The following is a 23,261-nucleotide window of genomic DNA, read 5'->3' on the forward strand; positions in this document are numbered from 1 at the left end:
CTTGAAAAATGCTCTTCGTCGGACAAGCTCTATTTGATTACTATCTAATCATAGCACAATGGTAATAGTCAGCCAATGTTACCAACGAGGTCTTCTAAACGGAATCGTGACAACCACTTTAAACTTTGAACCTTCTGTGACAGTCTCGAATTTCCCGCGCATCCGCGCTGTTAAACGCCGCACGATTTGCAACCCGACGCCGCGTTCTGGCGAATGATGCTTAACCGCTTCGACATTGGAGAAAGCAACCTCGTTTTCAATCGTGAAGCGCACCCGCCTGCCATCGCTCGCCAGTTGCCACTGTGCAGTCGAATTTGATGCAGCGTGATCGATCACGTTCTTAAACAGAGTGCTGATCAGCCGTTCCCATTCGCCGCTGACCGTGGTGACAAACAATCCTGGCAACGCATGGCCCACAAAATAGATATTGCGAGTGCTCCCCAGATCCGTATAGCGCTCTGCAACCTCTTCTGTGATATCCGATACCGCCACGGGTTCGCTAGGACGTTCCGAAAAACCGGACCTCAATTTGGACAAAAACAACATGTCAGAAACCATCCGCGAGGCCCGTTCAATCTCATAGCGAACATCCGCTTGCGTCTGGGCATCCACCTTGCGGCTGCTCATCATCGCATTAACCGTGGCAAGCGGCGTCTGCAACTCGTGCGACAATTCGAATACAGTGTCCTGATACGCGCGCCAAGTGCGATACGTGGGGCGCATGAGGCGTTGCGCCAAAAACAGGTTGCCAATCAGGGCGATGACAAAACCGATGCTGCCAACCGTCCACATCAACCTTGAAGCGTGGTACAGCATCGATTTTTCCTGTGTGATGAGCGTGCAGACATAGGCCTGTACCTGAACGGTTCGGACGGTGGTCACAAAGTGATACACGCGAAACGGGTGGCCAGCGCTTTCGATTTCCGCGAACTGGTCTTGAGGCACGTGCGTCAACGTCGAGGCGGCAATGGGAAAATGCCACGAGGCCAGCTTCATATCAGGCAATTGCGCATAAAAATAGACCGTCTGGCCACGCTCGTCGTGAAAAACGCGCTTGCTCTTCACCCCTTCTTGCAGCGCGGCGGCAACCACGCTGTGCACCTCCTGTCGCTTGGCGAGCAGTTCCAGCCTGCCCTCCTGTTCCAGTTCGTGCTGCAATTCCCGATAAACAGCGACGCCGAGAAAAGACAACAGGATGCCTGTACTTGCAATCAAGAGGCCGACGATGGTCAAATACATCCGCCGGAACATGCTTTACGCCCCTTCTGGGCGAAGCAGATAGCCTTCGCCGCGGATGGTTTGAATGCCACGCTTCCAACCGATGTGACTGCATTTCTTGCGCAAAAAATAAATATAGGTGTCCAGCGCACTGTCTGCCACCTCGGCGTCTGGCCCCCATACGCGCGCAATCAGTTGATCCCTCGTGAGCACTTGCCCTGGATGGCGAAAAAAGCACTCCATCAGCAAATATTCCTTGCTGGTCAGTTCCAATACCCCACCTTGAAAGTGAAGCGTGCGCGTGCGCACATCCAATGTGGCCTTGCCGCACGCCAAATGTTCACTATTCGAAATGGTCGGCACCCTGCGGACAAGGGCGCTGACACGCGCAACCAGTTCCTCTGGCGCAAACGGTTTGCTCAAGTAGTCATCCGCGCCGGCGTTCAAGCCGAGCACCTTGTCCTGGATCTCGTCTTTGACAGTCAGCATCAGGACAGGGGTATGGCAGTCCGTCTGACGCAATTCCGACACCACGTCGATACCCGTGCCATCGGGCAACATATAATCCAAAATGATGCAGTCGTACGCCATTGTCAGACCTTGATCTACCGCGTCAAATACGTTGTCCACAGCGGTTGTCTCGTAGTGTTGCTGCCTGAACAACGTGACCAGTTCGCGCTGTAATTGAGGTTCGTCTTCGACAATTAATAGCCGCACGCCATGTTTCCCTCTTTCTGGACCAGCCGAGATTTACTGTGGCAAGAACCCAAGTTTGTCCTTGACCGCAACGAGCGTGGATTCACACATGGAAGCTGCTTTTTGCGCGCCAAGACGCAGAACTTGATCCACCTCATCTGAAGCGACCAGCTCATGGTATCTTTTTTGCACCGGCGCAAGCCCTTCTACAACAGCTTCGGCCAGCTCTTTTTTGAACGGACCGTATCCCTTGCCAGCAAAATGCTGTGTCACTTCATCCATGCTCATCTCTGTGAACAAGCCAAAGATGGTCATCAAATTGCTGATGGCAGGTTTATTTTCTAAGTCATAGCGGACTTCGCGATCCGAATCGGTGACCGCCCGGCTGATTTTCTTGCGAATGACATCTGGCTCGTCCAGCATGGAAATATAAGCGCCTGCGCTCTCATCGCTCTTGCTCATTTTTTTCGCCGGATTCTCCAGGCTCATGATTCGTCCGCCAACCTGTGGAATATACGGATCGGGAATGGCAAACGTGTCGCCGAAGCGATGATTAAACCGTTCCGCGATGTCTCGCGTCAATTCTAAATGCTGTTTCTGATCTTCGCCAACCGGAACCAAGTTTGTCTGATACAAAAGAATGTCAGCTGCCATCAAAGCAGGATAGGTGAACAAGCCAGCGGTCACGACATCCTTTTGGGCGGATTTGTCTTTAAATTGCGTCATCCGGCCAAGTTCGCCGTAATAGGCGATGCACTGCAGCAACCAACCCAGCTCGGCGTGCGCTGTGACGTGTGATTGAATAAACACGGTCGCCTTTTCCGGATCAATCCCCGCCGCGATGTACAAAGCTGCGAGATTCCGTGAATTTTGCCGCAGTGCCTCTGGGGATTGCGGCACCGTGATGGCATGGAGATCTACCACGCAGAACAGACAATCTGCCTCATGTTGTAAGTGAACAAAATTCTTCATAGCGCCTAAATAATTGCCAATGGTGAGATTCCCCGAAGGTTGAATCCCCGAAAACACCCGTTTCATCAATCATGCTCCTCTTTTCATCGTGCTAAAATCTAGCATTTCACCAACTACGTCCCGGTAACCAAATCTCACCTTGCGCCGTAGCAAACATCGACATCACTGATGGAACACCCATAAAAACAAACGCGGAATCCCTCGCCCTGCACGAAACGCGCTGGGACGGAAGATTCCGCGGTACCACCCATTTTCAGTGATGTGATCACTGCACTCTGCCAAGTTCATCTTGGTCGACCTGATATCGTAGGTCAGTCGAGATGCTCTACGGCAGGCACACATGTGCGTCGCGTTCAAACATCCAGCTCAAAGGCCCATTCCACACAGTGGCCTGACTAGGCTTTCACCAACCCTAGCTCGCTTCAGGCGGGAAGAGGATCACGCAACTTCGATTGCGATGTCATCTTCCGAACAGGTTCAGACTGTGTGTACTCTTCCTCATCTACGCTTCGTATGTTTCAATTTTTGCGTGACGACTTTCCCCGATTATATGCCGGGACTACGTTTCTTACAAGTCAACCCTGTGTCGCCGCTTCACTCAACGCCGAATCCGCGGCAGCTTGTCGATGTTGGTCCAAGAAAGCGACAATTTTGCCGTAAGCCTCAATCTCGTTCTCTTTCTTGGAAAAACCATGCCCCTCATCGTCAAAGACGATGTATTCGACATCGGTCCCCTGCGCCCGCAGCGCTTCCACAATCTGATCCGACTCCGCTTTGACCACACGAGGATCATTGGCGCCCTGAATGACGAGCATTGGCTTGGTCATACCAGACAAATAGGTGATGGGTGAGTCTTGCGTCAGACGTTCTTTGTCCTCAATCGGATCCCCAAGCCACTGCTTCATGGAAGGCTTCCAGTGATCCGGTACACTCTCGAGGAACGTGAACAAATTGCAAGGGCCGAAAATATCGACACACGCCTGAAAATAATCCGCGTGACGGCCATGCAGCAGAAGCGTCATATAGCCACCATAACTTCCCCCGACCAAGAACAGCTTGTCACGCGTCGCCCGGCCGCTTTGCAACAGCCACTCGACGCCTTCAACCATGTCCAAACGCGGCCCGTGTCCCCAGTCCCCTTCGACCATTTTGACAAATTCGGCGCCATACCCAGTGGATCCCCGGAAGTTGGGCGCAAACACTTGATAGCCGCAATAGGTCAAAAATTGAAAGAAAGCCCGATATGCGCGGCGTTCCGCAGCTTGCGGCCCACCGTGCGGCCAAATCACAGTGTAGCCATTCTCTGTCGCTGGATTCGCGGGGAAGATGAGCGCTTCAACCTCAAGGCCGTCAAAAGATGGATACTTGATGGTCTCTGCAGAGGACAATTCCGCGTCCTCGACGCCTAAAATGCGGTTGCGCGTGATTTGATCCCAATCGCCGCCAGGCTTCCTGGCGTAAATGTTGCGCGGTTGAATGTCACTTTGCCCGAGTACATAGACGGTGCCGCTTTCGGCCACGTGCAATTGTCCCACCGTTTGAAACGGCGTCGTCAACACAGTCGCCTGTCCTGTCGATAAATTGAACTCGACCAGTTTATCCTCCACACCACCGCTCGTCAGCAGTGTAGCCACCTGTCGGGAAGTGTCAATGCCAAAGGCCGTGACATCCATGCCAGCGGCTTCAAACAGTTTGGTAAAGGCGCCAGTCGCGAGATCATACGAGGCAAAATAGGAAAAAGGCGCATCATAGTTGGTCGCCAGATACAGCGTATCCTCTGCGTATTCCACATATCCCACCACATGGCTGACCGTGTCATCCGGCGTAAGGGATGTGACTTCATCCCCTTGATGCAAGTGAGCCGTGACAAACGTGTTGGCATGCGCCGATAATGTCACGAAGCTAGATTCGTCTTTCGCCAATGCCGCCAGATATGTCGGCGCGCCTGTTGCCGCAAAGACGATTTTTTCCTCATCCTGTTCAATGTCGTATAAATACGTGTTCAAGAACGAGTGGTTCTCTTTATCGGATGTATAGTAGATCCGCTTGCCATCCTCTGACAAAATCACGCCCATATGGCGTCGCCCTTCTGCCTGACGCAGCGGTTTCAAAGCGCCACCTTGCGGTGAAAGCGCGTAGAGTTGGGCGTTTTCGTCTCCGTCGTGATCGAACGAGACGAGCAGATAATCATGCGCTGGACTAAAGCATATCTCATGCGGCACCTGGCCTTTTGTGGTCAGTGGCACGGGATATGGGTGTTGCGGGGAGATGGACCAGACGTCATAGGTGCCGGACAAATTGGTGCTCAATGCGATTTGTGATTCATCCTTGCTGACTGCAAATGATGTGATGGAGTATGTCCGGAAGAACTGTTCGATATTGACGCGCTCAAACTCCACGATATGCGCCTCCCCGGCAAACAGATTAGGATTTGGGATGAAACGGAGCCAAATTGATGTTTTGGCTGCTTCGTCTTCTGCCAAATGTTATTCAGCGCGCCTGATTCAATATCCTGCCTTGGCGCGATGCAGGCCTTCATGTCTCTACGTAATTCTTGGTGCTCCAAGTAAACCATTTGATACCGATGCTTTTACCCACGCTATCCGATGGATTGTCCATAATGTCAGACGCAGGCACAGGTGTATCCCCTATCTCAATGACCGTGCGCGCTGGCGATGATGTATAGAAAGTAATGCCCCGCAAATCGGTCAACGTCGGGCGGAATGTGCCATCCACCGGATCACGGATATCATCGATGTGGATATCAGTGTTACCGTGATCATATGTGACATGGTAATGCAGATATTGCTGTACGACATTGTAGTTTAGCAATTGGCTCGTTGTGGCAACCAGCAGCTTTTTCTCAGTATATTGGTGATCGAGCGTCCACAAAGCATCAATTGCATTTTGCGGCAAAGGAAGTCTCGCGTTGAGCGCCTCCAGATGTTGTGCGATGATACAGTAGTCATGATTCTTTTCTAGCGCTTCTAACTTTTGCAGTGTAATCTGCTGTGACAGATCACCGACAGTCCAATCCCAAATCGGCGAACCGTCTTGCGTCATCCCACTGGATGTATATCGCCAAAATCCCCAGACCTTTTGTTTGTCCGGCAATGTCAACGGATATATCATTGAGGTCCGTCCATATACATCGCTGGCGACGTCTGGCCAAACGAAACGGACACCGTAAGGAATGGTGATATTGGCGTGATAGTAGGGCGATTTGGGGTCCGCTCCCTGCTGATAGTTATAGAATTTGGCTTTCCCGAACGAACCAAAATCGTCGACATTCGATTGATTCCCGTGATCTGTCCAAACTGTCAACGTATCGCCGTGACTTTGCAGCGCATCGACAGCCTGTTTTGCCAATTGGCGCGTGAACAGCGTCTGATGTGGATTGACACGCGAAAAATCACCATAGGAGTGAAGCGTGTCAATCCAACCAGCATGGATATAATGATTGATTTCCGCCGCGTCGAGCGATTGATTGGATACACCGCGAAACCAGCTCATCTCCTCTGACCTGGGCGCATTGCCCACATCTACGGGCTTTGGAAGGTTCGATCCGTTGAACATAAACACCGAATCGGCAAAAGGAAGCCCCAGACCGTAATAGCCAAACGGCGTTTTTTCCCTTGTGTTGATGAACTCATGAATGAGGTTGAATTTACGAAGCGTCTCGTCGTCCGCATCGGAAGAAATGGCCAACATCGCATCATACGGGTAAGGGAAGCGCCGCAATCCCAGCACGCGCACTGGTGTATCGTCCGTGATTTGATGCGTCACCAAACTGCGCTTGACAACTCGAATCACCGTATGGTGATGTTGGTGCGTTTGATGATAGACATGCATTCCGAATTTGACCCCAACGGCCAGTACTCCGAGCGTAATGACTGAAGCATAAATCCCGCTCCTATTCCTCATCTCTATCTCCCCCTGTGCTGCTCGGCTCAAATCGAATCCACTGTATGCTGGATTGTTCAAAAGCCCATCAAAAGAGAGAAGAGAGCAAGCACGCAAAGAAGCCAGTGTAAAAGTCGGCGATATACCAACCTTCACACTGGCTAGAAAACATGTGAAAATCTATCAGTTTGAATGACCCAGGGACTTTTTTACAAATCCCCACAGGTTCACTGAACGGCTCGATCTCGATGGCGATTAAAGCACTTGCGCGCGTCCGCGGTAGACCAGCCCACGTTGCGGATCTACCGTGATGATGTCGCCGTTTTGAATGCTGGCGATGGCTTCACTGGCGCCGACAATGACTGGTTTCCCCATTGACACGCCGACGACAGCGGCATGCGAGGTCAAACCGCCTTCCGTGGTAATGATGCCAGCGGATTTCTCAATCGCGGCAATGACATCCTTATCTGTCGAGTTGGTGACAATGATGTCACCAACTTGCGCGTTTTTGAGCAACTCATCCGGATTCTGCGAAACCACAGCGCGGCCTGTGATAGCGGCTTGTCCGACGCCGGTGCCGCGAGCGACCACTTCAGCGATGGTGTGCACTTTCAGGAAGTTGGTGGTTCCAGGCTGCCCAGCAGGCACACCGCCAATGATGATGACCAAATCCCCATTTTGTACATGACCTGTCTGCAACGCGCCTTGCACAGCGCCTTCCAAAGCCGCATCCGTCGTCGTGGTATCCACTTCAACGACAACTGGATGAATTCCCCAGGAAACAGTCAAACGGCGCGCGACATCAGCGCTCGGCGTAGCGGCAATGACATTTGTCATCGGTCGGTGTTTGACAATCGCTCTCGCTGTGTGACCAGATGTCGTCACTGTAATGACCGCAGCTGCGTCCAAATCTGCAGCCATCGTCTGTACAGCATGTCCGAGCGCGTCGCTGACCGTCTTCGTGCGCGCTGTGCGGTGGCGGTAATCCACCTCGTGCGAGTGAAGCGCAGCCTCGGCGCGCTTGGCAATCTGCGCCATCATCGCCACAGATTCATAGGGATAGCGGCCAGCGGCACTTTCGCCACTCAACATGATGGCATCCGTTCCATCGAAAATGGCATTGGCGACGTCGCTCGCTTCAGCGCGCGTCGGCCGTGGGTTGCGCTGCATCGAGTCGAGCATCTGCGTTGCGGTGATAACCGGCTTGCCGTATTTGTTGCACAGCGCAATGATACGCTTTTGCGCGAGCGGCACTTCCTCGGTCGGAATCTCCACCCCTAAATCGCCGCGGGCAACCATCATGCCGTTGGAAACTTCCAAGATCTCCTCCAGGCGCTCCATGCCCTCTTGGGTTTCAATCTTGGAAATGATGTCCGCATAATAATTGTGCGCTTCGAGAATGCGACGCACTTCGAGCACATCGCCCGCTTTGCGCACAAAGGATGCGGCGATCATGTCGACACCTTGCTCGACACCGAAGATGATGTCATTCTTATCCTTTTCCGTCACGCCGGGAATACGCAGCGTCACGCCTGGCACATTGATGCCTTTATTGTCCTTCAACGTGCCGCCATTGGTGACTTTACAACGGATGTCGTGACCTTTGACATCGATGACTTCGAGGCCAATCAAGCCATCGTCAATGCGAATCGGCGCGCCTGGATAGACGTCTTCCACCAAACCTTCATAAGAAATCCAAACGCGTTCTGCCGTGCCCACTTCAACCGGATCTATCGTCAGCGTGATTTCCGCGCCGTCCTCTAATTCCACTTGACCGTTCTGAATTTTCCCTGTGCGAATTTTTGGACCTTTAATGTCAAGCATGATGCCCACATGCTTGCCGACTTTTGCCGAAGCCTCGCGGATGCGGCGAATGCGTTCAGCGTGCTCATCATATGTACCGTGTGAAAAATTAAGACGAGCAACGTCAAGACCAGCCTCTATCAAGCGCGTCAACATTTCCACAGACTCGCTGGCAGGACCAATCGTTGCAACAATCTTTGTTTTCCTCATGCTAAGACCTCTCTTTTTTCAGATACTTTTCTCTTGTTGTTGCTCTTGCTGTTGTTGATTCTTTGAAGAACCTTGCGCGACACGTTAAACAAAGCAAAAAGCGGAATGTCCACCACCTGGGTGGACACCGCTTCGCTACAGTTGGGCGTATTCTCCCATATCCCGATATTTATCGTAGCGCTCAGCCAGCAGTTCATCAATAGGCTTTTTCGTGAGTTCCTGCAAACTCTCGATGACTTTTGCACGCACCGCCTGAATGGCGACTTCCGGCTGCTTTTGCACGCCACCCTTCGGTTCGGGAATCACTTCATCCGCAATGCCCAATTCGAGCAAATCGTACGCAGTGATGCGCATCGCCTCGGCCGCTTTCGGCCCAAGCGCGCTGTCCTTCCACAGGATGGCCGCTGCAGACTCTGGGGAAATGACAGAATACCAAGCATACTCAAGGACGTACACCCTATCTGTGATCCCCAGACCGAGTGCGCCGCCGCTACCGCCCTCGCCGGTGACAAAACAAATGGTCGGCGTCCTCAAACCCGCCATTTCTATCAAATTGCGCGCAATGGCCTCGCTTTGCCCGCGTTCCTCTGCCGACATGCCGGGATACGCACCCTTGGTGTCGATGAAGAACACGACCGGTCTGCCGAATTTTTCGGCTTGCCGCATCAGGCGCAAAGCCTTGCGATACCCCTCGGGGTGCGCCATGCCGAAATTGCGCTGGATATTTTCCTTCGTATCACGTCCAATTTGATGGCCAATGATGGTCACCGGACGATTGCCAATCAAACCTATCCCGCCGACAATCGACTTGTCGTCACCGAAGTTTCTATCCCCGTGCAATTCGACAAACTCTGTGCAAATGCCCTTGATGTAGTCGAGGGTTGTTGGCCGCCCTTGCTGGCGCGCAATCTGAACGCGCTGCCACGCCGACAATTGACTATACGTGGACTCCGTCAACACGGCCAGTTGGGCTTCCAACTTGTGCAGTTCCCCAGACAAATCAAGCCCGTTTTTCTCCATGAAGACGCGCAGTTCTTCAATCTTGTTTTTCAACTCCGCGACGGGCTTTTCGAAGTCGAGATCATTCGCCATCCGCCCACCCCCTTGCAGCGTGAATCCGGGCAAGGGTCGCGAGCGTCGCCCGCAACTGTTTGCGATGAACGACTTTATCCACCAGACCATGCTTCAAATTGAACTCCGCCGTCTGAAAATCATCCGGCAACTTTTGACGAATGGTCTGTTCGATCACGCGGCGGCCTGCAAACCCGAACATCGCGCCGGGCTCAGCGATGATGATATCGCCTAAACTTGCAAAACTGGCGCTGACGCCGCCTGTCGTCGGATGAGTGATAATTGATATAAATAAGACCTGTTCATCATCCATGCGGCGCAACGCCATGCTCGTCTTGGCCATTTGCATCAACGACAGGATGCCCTCTTGCATCCTCGCGCCGCCAGAAGCTGTAAACAACACAAGCGGCTTTCGCGTATTAGCCGCATGTTCCATGACGCGCGCCAATTTCTCGCCGACGGCAGAGCCCATGCTGCCCATGATAAAACTGGGATCCATCACGCCGATGGTCACAGGCAAGCCGTCGATGGTGCCCTCGCCCGTCACAACGCCCTCCGTCAAACCGGTCAATTTCTGCGCTTTGGCCAGTTTTTCCTCGTAGTCTGGAAACCCGAGCGGATTGACGGAGCTGATGGTGCTATCCAGCTCTTGAAATGAGCCCTCGTCCAACGTCAACGCGACGCGGGTGTGCGCATCCACCCGAAAGTGGTAGTCGCATTCCGGACACGTATGAGCGTGTTTATGCAGTTCCTTGGCCATCAAGAGATTGCCACACGCATCGCACTTGCGCACCAACCCTTTGGGAATATCCTTTTCAACGCTTGTAGACGGCGTTGGTTCCTTTTCCGTGGTTTTTCCCAATGTGGCATAGTGTCGACGCTTGTAAAACAAGTCCTTTAACACTGTTCCACCTCATTGTCAGAAAGAGGAATGCAAGACGTCTTTCAGTACCTCTTGTCCCTCGTCCAGTTCGGTCTCTGGAATGAGTATCTCGAACTGTTGCTTCGCTCCGCGCGCTTCCTTTACTTTCACTAGGAACCCTTCTTCTGTCAGCTTGTCCTTAATATGGTCCGCCTGGCGGGCGGAAGGCGCGATATAGATGACAGTCCACATGGTCATCCGCTCCTAGCAATCACTGAAATTCTACCCTAAAATAATGCGCTACCTAGTGCCGCGCCATCCGCGATACCCTGATTGACTGGTATTTTCACGGTCTGTTGGTGCGGACGCATCACGCATGGCGGTCTTTCCCGCATTATAGCATGTCACAGACAAGCGAAACACACGTCGTCTGAAATGCGTTCGCTCAATACCATAACACAATCTTGCGGCAGTGAGTAACCAGGTTCCATTATCCTCCATGTCCACTCGCCAGAATGAAGGCGCTGTTTCAAAAGTGCAGATACACTCACACACCCTGATCCAGCGCATCGTCAGCCACGTCATTGTAGGACGAAGCGTGATGTTGATGGGCAATTCGCGCTGCGGCAGCCGCTGCTACGGAAGCGACGAGATCATCCAAAAACACGTGAATTTGCGTATCGTGCGCATTCAGCTTCCCGATGACGCCCAGCTTGGTTTTGTCCAAATACCCGAAATTCGTCAGCCCGATGGAACCGTAAACATTCGTCACCGACAAAGCGACGATTTCATCGACGCCATACAGCGGCTCATCCTTTTCCATGATGCTCTGCAGCGGTTCAGGCAACGCCTTTTGTTCCGCCAGCAAATCCAGGGCAAGCCCCGTGTAAATCGCGTGCTGCACCTCGCGCTTCGACAGGACCTGCTGCACGCTTTTCAGGCAGTCACCAACCGTCAAATCCGGATGGTAAGGCGCCTGCAGCTCATACACGATGCTGGCGATGTCCGCCAGTTCCACGCCTCTTTTTTGCAATTGTTCGATCACGCTGTGGGCCATGTGATTTCCCCCTGTCTTCCACCCTACGAGTTGCCTGGCCAATCTATGACTCCCTTTTCTTAACAGTCCCCACAATCACGCGAAAGTTTGCAGGTCAGGGCTGCTTAGACAGGCTGCTTCACGCCAACTTTGACATTGCCAATGCCGACGATGTCCTCCAGCAATGTCATCACCTCTGGCGACAGCGTGACGTTCCACTTGTCCCCAAGCAGGCGAATGCGGCGAGTCGCACCATCATATAATGCGACCGACACGCGACCAGGACTAGACGACAGTACCTGTTCAATGCGCTTTAACGTCTGTTTATCACCCGCGCCCGCTTGGTGGTAACGAATGTACAACACTTCCTGCCGCGCTGCCTGGACGGCTGTTTTTCCGCTCGTATCCAACAGGAGACCGAGCCCGGCAAACTGGCGATTTTCATCAGCCAACCGCTGCGCCTCTTCAAGCATCTGCGCTTTCGCGTGCGCGCTCACCCGCTCTGGGAAAAAGCTGTCGAGCGCGCCTGCCGCAAGCAAGCTGTCGACGGCCTTGCGATTGACGACACGCGTGTTGACGCGCTCAAGAAAATCCCGCAGGGAAGTGAACGCTTGCGCCTCACGGGCTTCGATGATGCTTTCGACCGCGCCTTCGCCGACATTGCGGATGGCCAACAACCCTGTGCGGATCTGTCCGTCGGCATCCACCGAATAACCGCGCTGGCTCTGTTGTACGCAAGCCGGACGAACCACTATCTGATGCCGCTTAGCGTCCTCCGTGTAAGTGCGGATTTTGTCGGTGGACGCCATCGCCATTGTCATCAGCGCGGCCAAAAAATCAGCCAAATAATGCGCGCGCAGGTACGCCGTCCGGTAGGCCAATACCGCATATGCTACCGCATGGGAACGCGGAAAACCGTAATCTGCAAACCGCACAATCAAATCATAGACATCGTTGGCCACCTGCTCTTCATAGCCGCGTGTCACGCAACCGCGCACAAACCGCTCCCGCTCTTGCGCAAGTATCTCCCGTTTCTTCTTGCTGACCGCCCGCCGCAGCAAATCGGCCTCGCCCAACGTAAAGCCAGCCATGCGCGAAGCAATTTGCATAATTTGCTCCTGATAGACAATGACGCCGTACGTGTCGCGGAGAATCGGCGCCAAATCAGGATGCGGAAAACGCAGCGGCGTCTTGCCATGCTTCGTGTCTGCAAACAACGGGATGTTCTCCATCGGCCCCGGACGGTTGAGTGAGATGACCGCAACAATATCATCCAACGTGGTCGGCTGCACTTGCCGCAACACCCGCCGCATCCCCGGCGATTCCAACTGAAACACGCCGTTGGTCTCCCCGCGCGTCAGCATTTGAAGTGTTTTGGCGTCGTTTTCCGGAACTGCGCGCCAATCTATCTGCTGCCCCTGGCGCGCCTTTACGCTCTGCATGCAGTTATCCATCAACGTGAGCTTGCGCAGCCCAAGAAAATCCATCTTCACCAGCCCCAGAGCTTCCACGTCGGCCATTGGGTACTGGGTCACTGGAATGTTGTCGGCCCCCTGCTCAAGCGGCAACCAATCAGTCAATTTGTCCGGAGAGATGACCACGCCAGCCGCATGCGTCGACGTGTGATGTGGCAGCCCTTCCAATGCGGACGCGGTGTCAAATAGCTGTTTGGCCGCTGCGTCTGTTCCAAGCCAGCTGTTCATCCCCCGCACTTCCTCACGCGCCTTGGCGAGCGTCATGCCCGGCACACCAGGAATCATTTTCGCCAACTTGTCGATGAGCGCCCCGTCAGCCTGCAACATCCGCCCTGCGTCCCGCACCGCTGCCCGAGCCGCCAATGTGCCAAACGTGCCAATCTGCGCAACATGCGCCACACCGTATTTCTGAACGACGTAAGCGATGACCTCGCCCCGGCGTTCATACTCAAAATCGGTGTCAATATCAGGTAAAGACACGCGCGCCGGATTGAGAAAACGCTCAAACAAAAGCTGGTTTGCGACGGGATCGACATCGGTGATTCGCAGGGCATAAGCTACGACGCTCCCTGCCGCGGAACCGCGCCCTGGTCCGGTGGAGATGCCCGCTTGATGGGCAAAACGGATAAAATCCGCCACCACAAGAAAATAATCGGCGTATCCCATTTCACAGATGATATCCAACTCAGTTTGCAATCGCGCCGCGACATGCTCTGGCAACTGCTCGCCAAACCGCTGCTTGGCCCCCGCCGTCGCCGCTTCGCGCAGCACGACATCCGGCGCACGGCCATCCTTGGTCGGGTAAATGGGCATCCGCACCTGAAATGGCGGGAATTCAAAATTGCACATATCGGCAATCGCCGCTGTATTCTCTATGGCGGCAGGCAATTGGGCAAAACGGGCAGCCATTTCCTCGCCGCTGACGAACGCAAACTGATCGTTCGGCCAGCGCGCATCTGCATCGGTGAACTCCAGCTTGGCGTACGCCCGCTGTAAAGCAGCATCCTCGTTGCGCCGATAGTGCACATCGTTTGTGGCGACCAAGGGAATGTCCAGCTGTTTTGCCGTCTCCAAGAGCCGCGGCAACCCGCTTTGTTCCAACGGCAGTTGATGTTGTTGCACATCGACATACAGTTGACCCTGTGCGCAGGCGTTGGCCCAACGGGTCAAGTGCAGCGCCGCCTGTTCCATTTCCGCCGCAGCAAACTGGCGCAAGAGCAACGACTCGCCGCCGCCGACCAGGCAAATCACATCGCTTGCCCCTACCGCCAACTCATCCAAGGTGATAAACGGCTGCACATGGCGCTGCCGCGCCTGTGTCACAAGCTTCGTCAACGTTCGGTATCCATCGAGATTGCGGGCGATCACGACCGCCCTGTCCATCCCCTCGGCCAATTTCCCGCGCATTCGCATGGCCGACGGATCGACCGCCTCCAGTTGAACGTCGAACTGAACGCCAATCAGCGGCTGCACGCCCGCACGCTTGGCCGCTTGGTAAAACGGAACAACGCCATACATCGCGTTTGTATCGGTCAAAGCCACCGCTGACATCTCATAGGTTGCCACATCCGCAATCATCTCTTCCAAACGCAATGTGCTTTCCCGCAGCGAATACGCGCTGTGCACGTGCAAATGAACAAAATCATGCACATCATCTCACCTCTCAATCCATTGGGCCGTCAAGAGCGCTTTGGCGATGACCTCATCCGCCCGTTCCCGCACCACGACCTCGACTTTCGCGTAGCGTCGACCAAAATCAAGCACCTGTGCGACCGCTTCGATGCGGGTGTCCACCGCCGCAGGTTTGAGCAGGTACATCGTCAGATTCTCCACGACTATTTCCACTTTGCGCACGCGGCGCAGGCACACGCGCGCAGCCTCGTGAATCAGTGTCGTCAGCGCGCCGCTGGCCAAGGTTCCCCCGCTCGTCGTCATCTGTGGGGTCACTTCGCCGCGAATCAGCGTCGTATCGGGTGTGACCACCTCGGCAAACTCACGGACAATGACATCTTCGACCGTCTCGCCCACTTGCGGCTGGCGATTCATCATCTGCAAGGCGCGAATGACATCCTGCCGCGTCAGGACGCCAACCAATTGCCGATTGCGCAAAACCGGCATCAACTCGACACCCTCCCAAACCATCCTGTGGGAAGCAGAGGCAATCGTCGTCTTCGGCGTCACAGTGACGGGGTTGCGTGTCATATACGAGGCAATCGGCGCATCGTCCACCGACTCCGTCATGTCCCGCGCCGTGACGATGCCCACTAATTTCCCCGCGTCATCCAACACAGGGACGCGTGAATGGCCTGTTTCAGCCACCAAGCGATAATAGTCGCGCGCCGTTTGATTCACGCGCAAAGTGCTCAATTGCTGACTTCGCACCACATCATCCACATACAAAATATCTTTTTTGATCAGCCGATCGTACAACGCGCGATTGATCAGCATCGCGGTCGTAAATGTGTCATATGTACAGGAGATAAGCGGCAGATCATACTCGTTTGCCAGTCGTTCGACCGTCGAGGAGGCCGTAAATCCACCGGTGATCAACACAGCCATGCCATGCTTTAACGACAGATGTTGGACCTGCTCTCGATTGCCGACAATCATCAGACTGCCAGGATTCAAATAGCGGACAATGACGTCCGTCTGCATTGCGCCAATCACGAAGCGCCCCAGCGATTTGTGCAGGCCATTTCGCCCGCCAAGCACAGTGCCTTCGACAATGCGGACCACTTCCGCAAACGTCAGACGTTCAATCTGTTGCTTTTGTTTGCGCTCAATGCGGACGGTGCCAATCCGATCCATCGTGCTCACCAAGCCCTCGGCTTCAGCCTCTTTGATGGCGCGATAGGCAGTCCCTTCCGAAACATCGAGCACACGCGCAATTTTGCGCACGGAAATCTGCGCCCCTGGCGGCAGTGAATCGATATAATCGAGAATTTGTTGATGCTTGGTTGCCAAATTTGTTCCTCCGTCAAGTCGAACAGCCATATCACCGCCAAATGTGCTGCGCCTTGCGTCGGCGAAAATGCCCGGTGACGACTTTGTTTTCAGGATGGCGGCATTTGTTCTTACTACCTTGGGAACAAAGTCGATACCCTGGTGCCGCGCCATCCGCGATGCCTTGATTGACTTGTATTTTCATGGTTCTGCTGATGCGGGATGCATCACGCATGGCGGTCTATTTTCATTTTAACCGAACTTCGCTTGATTCGATCACGCAAAACAAGTGTACACTGATGCCTAGGAGACATATGAAAATGAAGGAGCGTTCAGTTTTTATGAAAGTCAATCCCGCGAAGGTCAATTCTGCGACACGACAATTGATGCGCATGAATTCACCAAACCATCCTATACTCGACTGGACTTGGCGCATCGCGGTCGTCATTGTCGCTGATTTTATCGGCGCGATTTCCGTAAATAACTTCCTAAGCCCAGCTCACATCTTAGCGGGAGGCATCACCGGCGTCGCACAGATCATTCACCACTATCTGCATTTTATAGGACTGGGCACGCTCTTTTTTATTTTCAACATCCCTTTGTTCCTGCTGGGCTATCGATATCTAGGGAAGAAGTTTATCTTGCTCACCGGCATTGCCATCATCGGTTTTTCCGTGTTTACAGATGCGGTGCATCTCCATTTTACAACCGTCAACGATCCGCTCCTCATGGGCTTGTACGGCGGCGTGCTTGCTGGTTTGTCCTCTGGGATGGTGATACGCGTCGGCGGCTCCATGGGCGGCACAGACATCCTGAGTCTCGTCATCCACCGCTTGACGGGAAAAAGTGTAGGTTCCACCGGATTCATCATCAATGTCGTCATCGTCCTCCTGTCTGTCTTCGTGTTTGGCGTGCCTGCTGGGATGTACACGCTCGTTTCCATGTTCGCGAGTTCCCGCGTCATCAGCGCATTGATGCATTTTCAGCATCGCAAGACTGCGCTGATTGTCACAGCTCAACCAGAAATTCTCGCCAAGGCGATAGGCGAACGCCTGGTCCGTGGCAGCACCATCATCCCGGCTTCTGGCGCATACACCCATACGGAGCGTGGCGTGCTTTTGTGTGCGATGACACACTTGGAGATGAGCGACTTGAAGGAGATTGTCCGCGCTGTAGACCCACACGCGTTTATGACCATTCTGGACACGACGGAGGTCGTCGGCCAGTTCCGTCAACTCAACCTGTGAACAAACCGTTTACCTGTGTTTGCTGGGATATGTTTAACCTCTCGCAAAACCGCCCAAACTTGTAAAAATCATTGTCGAGGGTCATATCTCAGGGAGGACGGATGCAACCATGGTGCAAATTCCAATCACACTCGTCATTGCGCTGATGGCCATTGTCACAGCGTTGTGGCCGGGTGTCGCCAGTTGGTCGGAAACCAGCTCGCTGCACCACGCGCTGACACATGGGCTTTACTTGTTGGCTGGCGCGCTTGTCGGACTTCAAATCGCTTGGTGGACCCGCGTCACAGCGAGGGACAATTTCTCGTCGACGAAAGATCACGAGGTGATTTCATGAAGTCCACCGTCGGTCGCAATGTGATGTTGATTTACATTTGCGCAGTGGTGATACTGCTGGTGTTTCTGCCCAATTTGATTGATTTCAAAGCAGGATTCGGACACCAGTTGGAACATTTCCTCTTGTTCGCAGCAGCGGCTGTGTTTGCCTATGCTGTGGAAAAGCTGCGTCAAGCGGCGATTAGGCGACAGCCTCAAGAAGAACTGACAAATCAGAAATAACCACGCGGTGTCAGAACGAAAATACAAATGCCCACAGATGGTCAATCACAGAGCCGAATCATTCCGATTCGGCTCTTCCATTTCCTGTTTAGTTGTACCGTAGCCGCATGCAGATGCGATAACACTCGGCACCCCTTCAAAAATTAATAAGCGCCGATGCCTGCACCGCCGCCACAACCACAAGATGGAGCTACTGCACCGTAAGCTGGAACTAAGAGGAAGAAAAGTACAAAGATAATCAAAAACACAACAGCCCAGCGCGTGTAACCACCGAATGCTCCGTACATGGAAGCACCCCCTTCACGAGATGCTGTAGTGTACTCATGGAATGTGTTGCTTGATTGGGTAATCGCCCGGCATGGCTGTTGAAAATCTATTCGCGCCGACCCTGAAAATCATACTGCGCCTTGGTGCTGCGCCATCCGCAATGCCCGATTGACTGGCACTTTCAGGGTTCTGCTGGTGCAGGATGCATCACGCACGGTGGTCTATGTACTTTGATGAAAAAGCCGATCCCTACGACTTTCCACAGGAATTTTAACGGCGATGCAGAAATATAAGTTTGAGCGTCGGCCAAAAATCGTGCATTCTTATAGTGCATGTCCTTTGTGGAGTGCTTCCATGATTTTGTAGGAGAGTAGGTGTATCCATGCAAAAGCCTGTCCTATTATCTATGCTGTCCTTGTTCACAGCTGGTATTTTGGGCACAAGTGCACATGTGGCGTATGCAGATTGTGTGATACACACAGGCACAGGACACATTTCACAATTTTTTAATAAACAACAAAAACAATACCATCCACATGACAAGAACGAATATATGCCACCTATCAAGGCGAATACAAAAAAACCAGCGAATATCGATGCCAAACAGGCAATGACAAACCTGAATCAAATTGTGACGCAGTTCGAACAGGCGATTGACAAATACCAACAGAAGGCGCCACCTTCATCCGTTCAATCGCGCGAGACAACAGGGGAAAAATCGACGGAGAATTTGCCAAACACCTCACCGAAAGCAAGAAGGTCAACAGACAAAATCGCACCTAAAGCAAACAATACAAGTGGATTTGCACGCACGAACAACACAAACGACACAATCCATATACCGACTGGGGTTGCACCGATACATAAGGAGAAGAACACCACGCCTGCCGTGAGTGGCACACCTAAAAAAGCCCCTGCCAAAAAGGTTGCGACAGCACCCAAATCGACAGGGGTCACTGCACCTGCCAAATCGACAACACCACGTTGGCAGACACAGTTGCAAAACGCGTTGACGGCTTATCATACGGCCACCAACAGGGATAAAGCGGCTCAGAATCAACTGAGTTCGGTGGTACAGACCTACATCACAAACTTTTCCGATTTGACAGCCACCACCGACGATACAACGCTGAGTGCGCCTGAAGCTGACGTCGCACAAGCGCTGACACAGCTCAAGAACGCGCTGGGGTTGCAAAATCAGGTCGAAGAACAAATTGCTCACTTGCAACAAGCAGCAAAACAGCGACAAACCAGCACAATGAAGACAACGCTCGTGCAGATGGCGAAAAACGAACAGCAGAAAGCTTCTGATATCGCCCAGGCGGCTGCAACGATACAATCCGTGATTCAAGCAATGCAAAATCAGGCCAGTGCGCAATAGGGGGACCAAAGCGCAACACAAGCTTAGCAAAGAACATCTGCTTGCTCTATTTGCACGCTTTATTTGCACTGTCCCACCAAGCGCACGGCGGCTTGCCGCGATTCATTCAATATCGGACGGACCATCCGGTTTATACTCCCGGAACACAGGGTTCTTGCCACAGACCATCAATCCCTGTCCCCAGTTGACATGCACCTTCTTTGTGGGCGGATCGGCCGGATCCCGATATTGGAACAATACGTTCCGCCGCACGCGGTCGCTGCGGTTGATGTCGGAACCGTGAATCGTCAAGTAGCTGAAGAACAGTACATCCCCAGCCTTTGCTGGACACGGTGTGGCTTTCGACAAAGGGTATTCCCTGTGGTCCAAATAATAGCTGCCTACATGTTGGATTGGCCCTTCTTTGTGTGAGCCCGGAATCACGCACAAACAGCCATTTTCCGTATCGGAGTCGTCAAGGTGCACACTTGCGGCGAGCATGGAGTGGTTATCGTGCGGAAAATACGGATGATCCTGATGGAGTGGGAATGCTGCCCCTTTTTCAGGTGGCTTGACAAGCATCTTGGAATGGTGCAACTGTACGTTCGGCCCAATCAAACCAGATAAAACGGCGCGCATATTCGGATGCGCCAGCGCTTGCAAAAATGCGGCGTCGTGATAATGGACGTCGTGAAATCCTTTAAGTACCAGTTTTTTCAATTCCTCTGGCGGCAGATAATCTCCCTGCCACGTCGCGGACCTGTCAAACTTGGATTTGGCCGCCCTATCCAAAATGCCGTCAATCGCCGTCCGCATTTCCTCGACTTCTGACGAGTTAAATACACCGCGAACCAACAGGTATCCATTCTCTTTGTAAAATTCGATGTCTTCTTGTGTGATCATCCGTTCCAGATCTCCCTTCAAATGTGGAGTGAACCAGCAAGTCCTGATTCATGTGAACGTTTTCATTGTAAAATACATCTATCCCGCCGTCTTTGCAGGATACAGTCAAGTTTTTGTAGAAAACAGACCAAATCAATCCCGCCAGGCAAGGATGGATGACGATGTGGGGGTTCCCAACGGAACAGACATCACATATTTTGAATACGGAAGTGCGCGATATCCACAACGCGCAAGTTGCATTCCACGTGCACTATTGGGGCATGGACAACAGGCACCTTGACAATTTGCTGCACAAGCATTCGTTTTTTGAGATTTGTTACGTGGTAAGCGGCACAGGATTGTATATCGACGATGGAGTGCAATTTGCGCTCACAGACGACACCTTGTTTCTGTCACGTCCCGGTGTCGTCCATCAAATCAAAAGCGCAACGGGGATGGAATTGTTGTTTGTCGCGTTTGACATCGCCAAAGCAGACAGTTCGCGCAACTGGGTAGAACAGTTTGAGCGGATCAAATCTGTCAATGAAGTGGTGGTTTCGCAAGCGCAGAATACCGTTACACAGTTGATTTGGCAGGCACTGGTCAAAGCTGCTGGCCAGGCGAGACCTGCCCAATCCGATACTTTGGCAGCACTGGGCATGAGTTTGCTCACTTCATTTCCAAGTGCCTTTGAGGTATTCCAAACCCGCGGGAAAATCCATCCCACGAGGAAAGGGAACCCGCTTTTAGAACGCGCCATTCAATTTATCCAAGATAATCTTGCCCACCAACTGCCGCTGAACGATGTGGCTGATTATTTGCATGTATCGAGCCGCCATCTATCGCGGCTGTTCAAACAGACCACAGGCATCGGCTTCAATTCGTTTGTGCAAAACGAACGGATTTCCTATGCTCGACAACTGCTGTCTGAGACGGATCACTCCATCAAGGACATCGCGCTGATGACCGGTTTTTCCTCCATTCATTACTTCACACGCGTCTTCACGAACTTATCCCAAGTCCCCCCATCTGCCTATCGCAAACAACATCGAGTTTGACCACAGGCAAATCCCGGACATAAAATACCGCAATGGCTCGCGGCGAAAAAAAAAACCTGCCTATCCGGCAGGTTTTGCGCATGACGCAAAGTATCGGGGTTTTGTAGGTACAGTGTAGACTACGCTATCTACACCACATTTATAGTATACAAAGTATGCAAGTTGCCAACATGGGTCTCAAGACCCATCTTTGCGATGTGTCGAAGCATCAATACAGGTCAGATGACAAATAGCGTTCACCCGTATCCGGCGCCATACAGAGCACACGCGCCTCTTTCGGCATCGATTGCGCCAATTGCACGGCAAAGAACGCAGACGCTGCCCCGGAAGCACCTAACAGAATGCCTTCTTCCTTGGCGAGACGCCGCGCCATATTTTGCGCATCCGCATCCGCAATCAACAAAATCTCATCGTAAATTTCCCGATTGAGAATGCTGGGAACGAATCCCGGACCTGTACCTGGGATTTTGTGCGGTCCCGGCGCGCCCCCGGACAGCACTGGTGATCCCTTCGGTTCGACCACGTAAATTTTCAGGTTCGGGATTTTCTTTTTCAATTCTTCCCCTGTCCCGGTCACGGTTCCGCCTGTGCCAGCGGTCAACACAAACGCGTCCAAGCGGCCTGAAAAATCCTCATAGATTTCCACAGCAGTGGTCTGGCGATGCGCATCAGCATTGGCTGGATTGTCAAACTGCATCGGCACAAAACTGTCAGGCGTTTGCGCCGCTATTCGCTTGGCTTCCTCAATTGCGCCGCTCATCCCCAGTTTTGCAGGCGTCAAATAGACTTGCGCCCCATAGGCGCGTAGCAGTTTGACACGTTCCTCGGTCGCGCTCTCTGGCATCGTGATGACACAGCGATAATTGCGCGCGGCGCAGACCATTGCAAGTCCAATGCCCGTGTTGCCGGAAGTCGGTTCAATGACTGTGCTTTTGCCCGGAAACAGCCGCTGTTCGGCCTCTGCACGCGCAATCATGTTTAAAGCCGCCCTGTCCTTTACACTGCCCGCCGGGTTTTTGCCTTCCAACTTGATGTACACACTCGCTCCATTGTCATCTACAACGCGATTGAGACGAACAATTGGCGTGTTGCCAACAAGGTCTAAAATGGATTGGTAAAGCGGCATACGTCTATCCCACCCTATGAAGTCGGCATCTTTTGCCGCATCAGTGTTCTCCGAGCAAAGCGTCCAGCAGTCGCACTGCATCGGGATCGTCCGCGCAAACGAGCAAGATGGTGTCATCTCCGGCAATGGTGCCAAGCAGCCCCTGATAATTCATACTGTCAATCATCGCGCCGATGGCCTGGGCATTTCCGGGCAACACTTTGATGACGACCAAGTTTTTCGCGCGCGCCTGCGACACAAAGACATCTGCAAGCTTGCGGCGCAATCCGTCAAGTGTGATGGCCGATGCCACATATGGAATCGCGTATTTATACCTGCCGTTCGATCCGACGACTTTAATCAACTGCAGTTCCTTGATGTCACGGGAGATGGTTGCCTGCGTGACATTGAGGCCAGACTGCTCCAACGCATGGACAAGTTCCTCTTGTGTTTCGATTTCAAATTGGCTGACCAGTTCACGAATGCGCATCAGGCGCTGTTCTTTCAATGGTAAAATCCTCCTACATTCCACATCCAAATTGCCAATGTGTTCATGCCACTTTTCGGCGCGGGGTAGTATCACGCGCATCGCTCTATT

At 53.0% G+C, this 23,261-nt stretch carries 21 protein-coding genes; 5 read left to right on the forward strand and 16 right to left on the reverse strand.

Annotated features, from left to right (window positions below; genetic code table 11):
* Nucleotides 1–78: 78 nt before the first annotated feature.
* The 12 genes from ACFSB2_RS18440 to ACFSB2_RS18495 all read right to left on the reverse strand — a co-directional run bounded on the left by ACFSB2_RS18440 (nucleotide 79) and on the right by ACFSB2_RS18495 (nucleotide 16,210).
* Nucleotides 79–1,251, reverse strand: a complete 1,173-nt coding sequence (locus tag ACFSB2_RS18440; protein ID WP_377944560.1) for a sensor histidine kinase — start codon at nucleotides 1,249–1,251, stop codon at nucleotides 79–81.
* A gap of 3 nt (nucleotides 1,252–1,254) precedes the next feature.
* Entirely contained in the window at nucleotides 1,255–1,935 is a 681-nt protein-coding gene (locus ACFSB2_RS18445) for a response regulator transcription factor (RefSeq protein WP_377944561.1), read from the reverse strand.
* A gap of 33 nt (nucleotides 1,936–1,968) precedes the next feature.
* The gene (trpS, locus tag ACFSB2_RS18450; RefSeq protein WP_377944562.1) at nucleotides 1,969–2,952 is read right to left on the reverse strand and encodes a tryptophan--tRNA ligase; all 984 of its coding nucleotides are present in this window, start codon (nucleotides 2,950–2,952) and stop codon (nucleotides 1,969–1,971) included.
* Nucleotides 2,953–3,461: 509 nt separating this feature from the next.
* Nucleotides 3,462–5,285, reverse strand: a complete 1,824-nt coding sequence (locus tag ACFSB2_RS18455) for a S9 family peptidase (protein WP_377944563.1) — start codon at nucleotides 5,283–5,285, stop codon at nucleotides 3,462–3,464.
* A gap of 136 nt (nucleotides 5,286–5,421) precedes the next feature.
* Nucleotides 5,422–6,810, reverse strand: a complete 1,389-nt coding sequence (locus tag ACFSB2_RS18460) for a hypothetical protein (protein ID WP_377944564.1) — start codon at nucleotides 6,808–6,810, stop codon at nucleotides 5,422–5,424.
* Between the two features lie 234 nt (nucleotides 6,811–7,044).
* Nucleotides 7,045–8,802 carry a pyruvate kinase gene (pyk, locus tag ACFSB2_RS18465; RefSeq protein ID WP_377944565.1) on the reverse strand — a complete coding sequence of 586 codons (1,758 nt, stop codon included), beginning with the start codon at nucleotides 8,800–8,802 and terminating at the stop codon, nucleotides 7,045–7,047.
* 135 nt (nucleotides 8,803–8,937) lie between these two features.
* On the reverse strand, nucleotides 8,938–9,894 hold the full coding sequence (locus ACFSB2_RS18470) for an acetyl-CoA carboxylase carboxyltransferase subunit alpha (RefSeq protein WP_377944566.1): 957 nt from the start codon (nucleotides 9,892–9,894) through the stop codon (nucleotides 8,938–8,940).
* Nucleotides 9,884–10,777 carry an acetyl-CoA carboxylase, carboxyltransferase subunit beta gene (gene accD / locus ACFSB2_RS18475; RefSeq protein WP_377944567.1) on the reverse strand — a complete coding sequence of 298 codons (894 nt, stop codon included), beginning with the start codon at nucleotides 10,775–10,777 and terminating at the stop codon, nucleotides 9,884–9,886. Before accD ends, ACFSB2_RS18470 begins: the two co-directional genes overlap by 11 nt.
* Nucleotides 10,778–10,792: 15 nt before the next feature.
* On the reverse strand, nucleotides 10,793–10,987 hold the full coding sequence (locus ACFSB2_RS18480) for a glutamate decarboxylase (protein WP_377944568.1): 195 nt from the start codon (nucleotides 10,985–10,987) through the stop codon (nucleotides 10,793–10,795).
* 295 nt (nucleotides 10,988–11,282) lie between these two features.
* A complete protein-coding gene (locus ACFSB2_RS18485) occupies nucleotides 11,283–11,792 on the reverse strand; it encodes a phosphatidylglycerophosphatase A family protein (protein ID WP_377944569.1) in 510 nt (169 codons plus the stop codon).
* A gap of 104 nt (nucleotides 11,793–11,896) precedes the next feature.
* Nucleotides 11,897–14,896: a DNA polymerase III subunit alpha gene (gene dnaE, locus ACFSB2_RS18490; RefSeq protein ID WP_377944570.1), complete on the reverse strand. Its 3,000-nt coding sequence runs from the start codon at nucleotides 14,894–14,896 to the stop codon at nucleotides 11,897–11,899.
* A gap of 6 nt (nucleotides 14,897–14,902) precedes the next feature.
* On the reverse strand, nucleotides 14,903–16,210 hold the full coding sequence (locus ACFSB2_RS18495; RefSeq protein ID WP_377944636.1) for a DRTGG domain-containing protein: 1,308 nt from the start codon (nucleotides 16,208–16,210) through the stop codon (nucleotides 14,903–14,905).
* A gap of 299 nt (nucleotides 16,211–16,509) precedes the next feature.
* On the opposite strand from ACFSB2_RS18495, the gene ACFSB2_RS18500 reads away from it, so the two are divergent.
* From ACFSB2_RS18500 to ACFSB2_RS18510, 3 genes are all read left to right on the forward strand, one after another.
* Nucleotides 16,510–17,436 carry a YitT family protein gene (locus ACFSB2_RS18500; protein WP_377944571.1) on the forward strand — a complete coding sequence of 309 codons (927 nt, stop codon included), beginning with the start codon at nucleotides 16,510–16,512 and terminating at the stop codon, nucleotides 17,434–17,436.
* A 109-nt stretch (nucleotides 17,437–17,545) separates the two neighbouring features.
* The gene (locus ACFSB2_RS18505; RefSeq protein ID WP_377944572.1) at nucleotides 17,546–17,770 is read left to right on the forward strand and encodes a hypothetical protein; all 225 of its coding nucleotides are present in this window, start codon (nucleotides 17,546–17,548) and stop codon (nucleotides 17,768–17,770) included.
* Nucleotides 17,767–17,991, forward strand: a complete 225-nt coding sequence (locus tag ACFSB2_RS18510) for a hypothetical protein (protein WP_377944573.1) — start codon at nucleotides 17,767–17,769, stop codon at nucleotides 17,989–17,991. Before ACFSB2_RS18505 ends, ACFSB2_RS18510 begins: the two co-directional genes overlap by 4 nt.
* Nucleotides 17,992–18,134: 143 nt before the next feature.
* On the opposite strand, the gene ACFSB2_RS18515 is transcribed toward ACFSB2_RS18510, so the two are convergent.
* Entirely contained in the window at nucleotides 18,135–18,278 is a 144-nt protein-coding gene (locus ACFSB2_RS18515) for a hypothetical protein (protein WP_377944574.1), read from the reverse strand.
* Nucleotides 18,279–18,640: 362 nt separating this feature from the next.
* Here ACFSB2_RS18515 and ACFSB2_RS18520 point away from each other — a divergent pair, with 362 nt between their 5' ends.
* Complete coding sequence (locus tag ACFSB2_RS18520) at nucleotides 18,641–19,639, forward strand: hypothetical protein (protein WP_377944575.1); 999 nt, start codon at nucleotides 18,641–18,643, stop codon at nucleotides 19,637–19,639.
* Nucleotides 19,640–19,741: 102 nt separating this feature from the next.
* On the opposite strand, the gene ACFSB2_RS18525 is transcribed toward ACFSB2_RS18520, so the two are convergent.
* The gene (locus ACFSB2_RS18525; RefSeq protein ID WP_377944576.1) at nucleotides 19,742–20,521 is read right to left on the reverse strand and encodes a phytanoyl-CoA dioxygenase family protein; all 780 of its coding nucleotides are present in this window, start codon (nucleotides 20,519–20,521) and stop codon (nucleotides 19,742–19,744) included.
* A 161-nt stretch (nucleotides 20,522–20,682) separates the two neighbouring features.
* Here ACFSB2_RS18525 and ACFSB2_RS18530 point away from each other — a divergent pair, with 161 nt between their 5' ends.
* Nucleotides 20,683–21,558 carry a helix-turn-helix domain-containing protein gene (locus tag ACFSB2_RS18530; RefSeq protein ID WP_377944577.1) on the forward strand — a complete coding sequence of 292 codons (876 nt, stop codon included), beginning with the start codon at nucleotides 20,683–20,685 and terminating at the stop codon, nucleotides 21,556–21,558.
* A gap of 208 nt (nucleotides 21,559–21,766) precedes the next feature.
* Here ACFSB2_RS18530 and cysK read toward each other — a convergent pair whose 3' ends face one another.
* Nucleotides 21,767–22,684: a cysteine synthase A gene (gene cysK / locus ACFSB2_RS18535; protein ID WP_377944578.1), complete on the reverse strand. Its 918-nt coding sequence runs from the start codon at nucleotides 22,682–22,684 to the stop codon at nucleotides 21,767–21,769.
* Nucleotides 22,685–22,724: 40 nt separating this feature from the next.
* Complete coding sequence (argR, locus tag ACFSB2_RS18540) at nucleotides 22,725–23,171, reverse strand: arginine repressor (protein WP_377944579.1); 447 nt, start codon at nucleotides 23,169–23,171, stop codon at nucleotides 22,725–22,727.
* Nucleotides 23,172–23,261 lie beyond the last annotated feature (90 nt).

The sequence above is a fragment of the Alicyclobacillus fodiniaquatilis genome (genome assembly GCF_042678105.1).
Taxonomy (GTDB): Bacteria; Bacillota; Bacilli; order Alicyclobacillales; family Alicyclobacillaceae; genus Alicyclobacillus; species Alicyclobacillus fodiniaquatilis.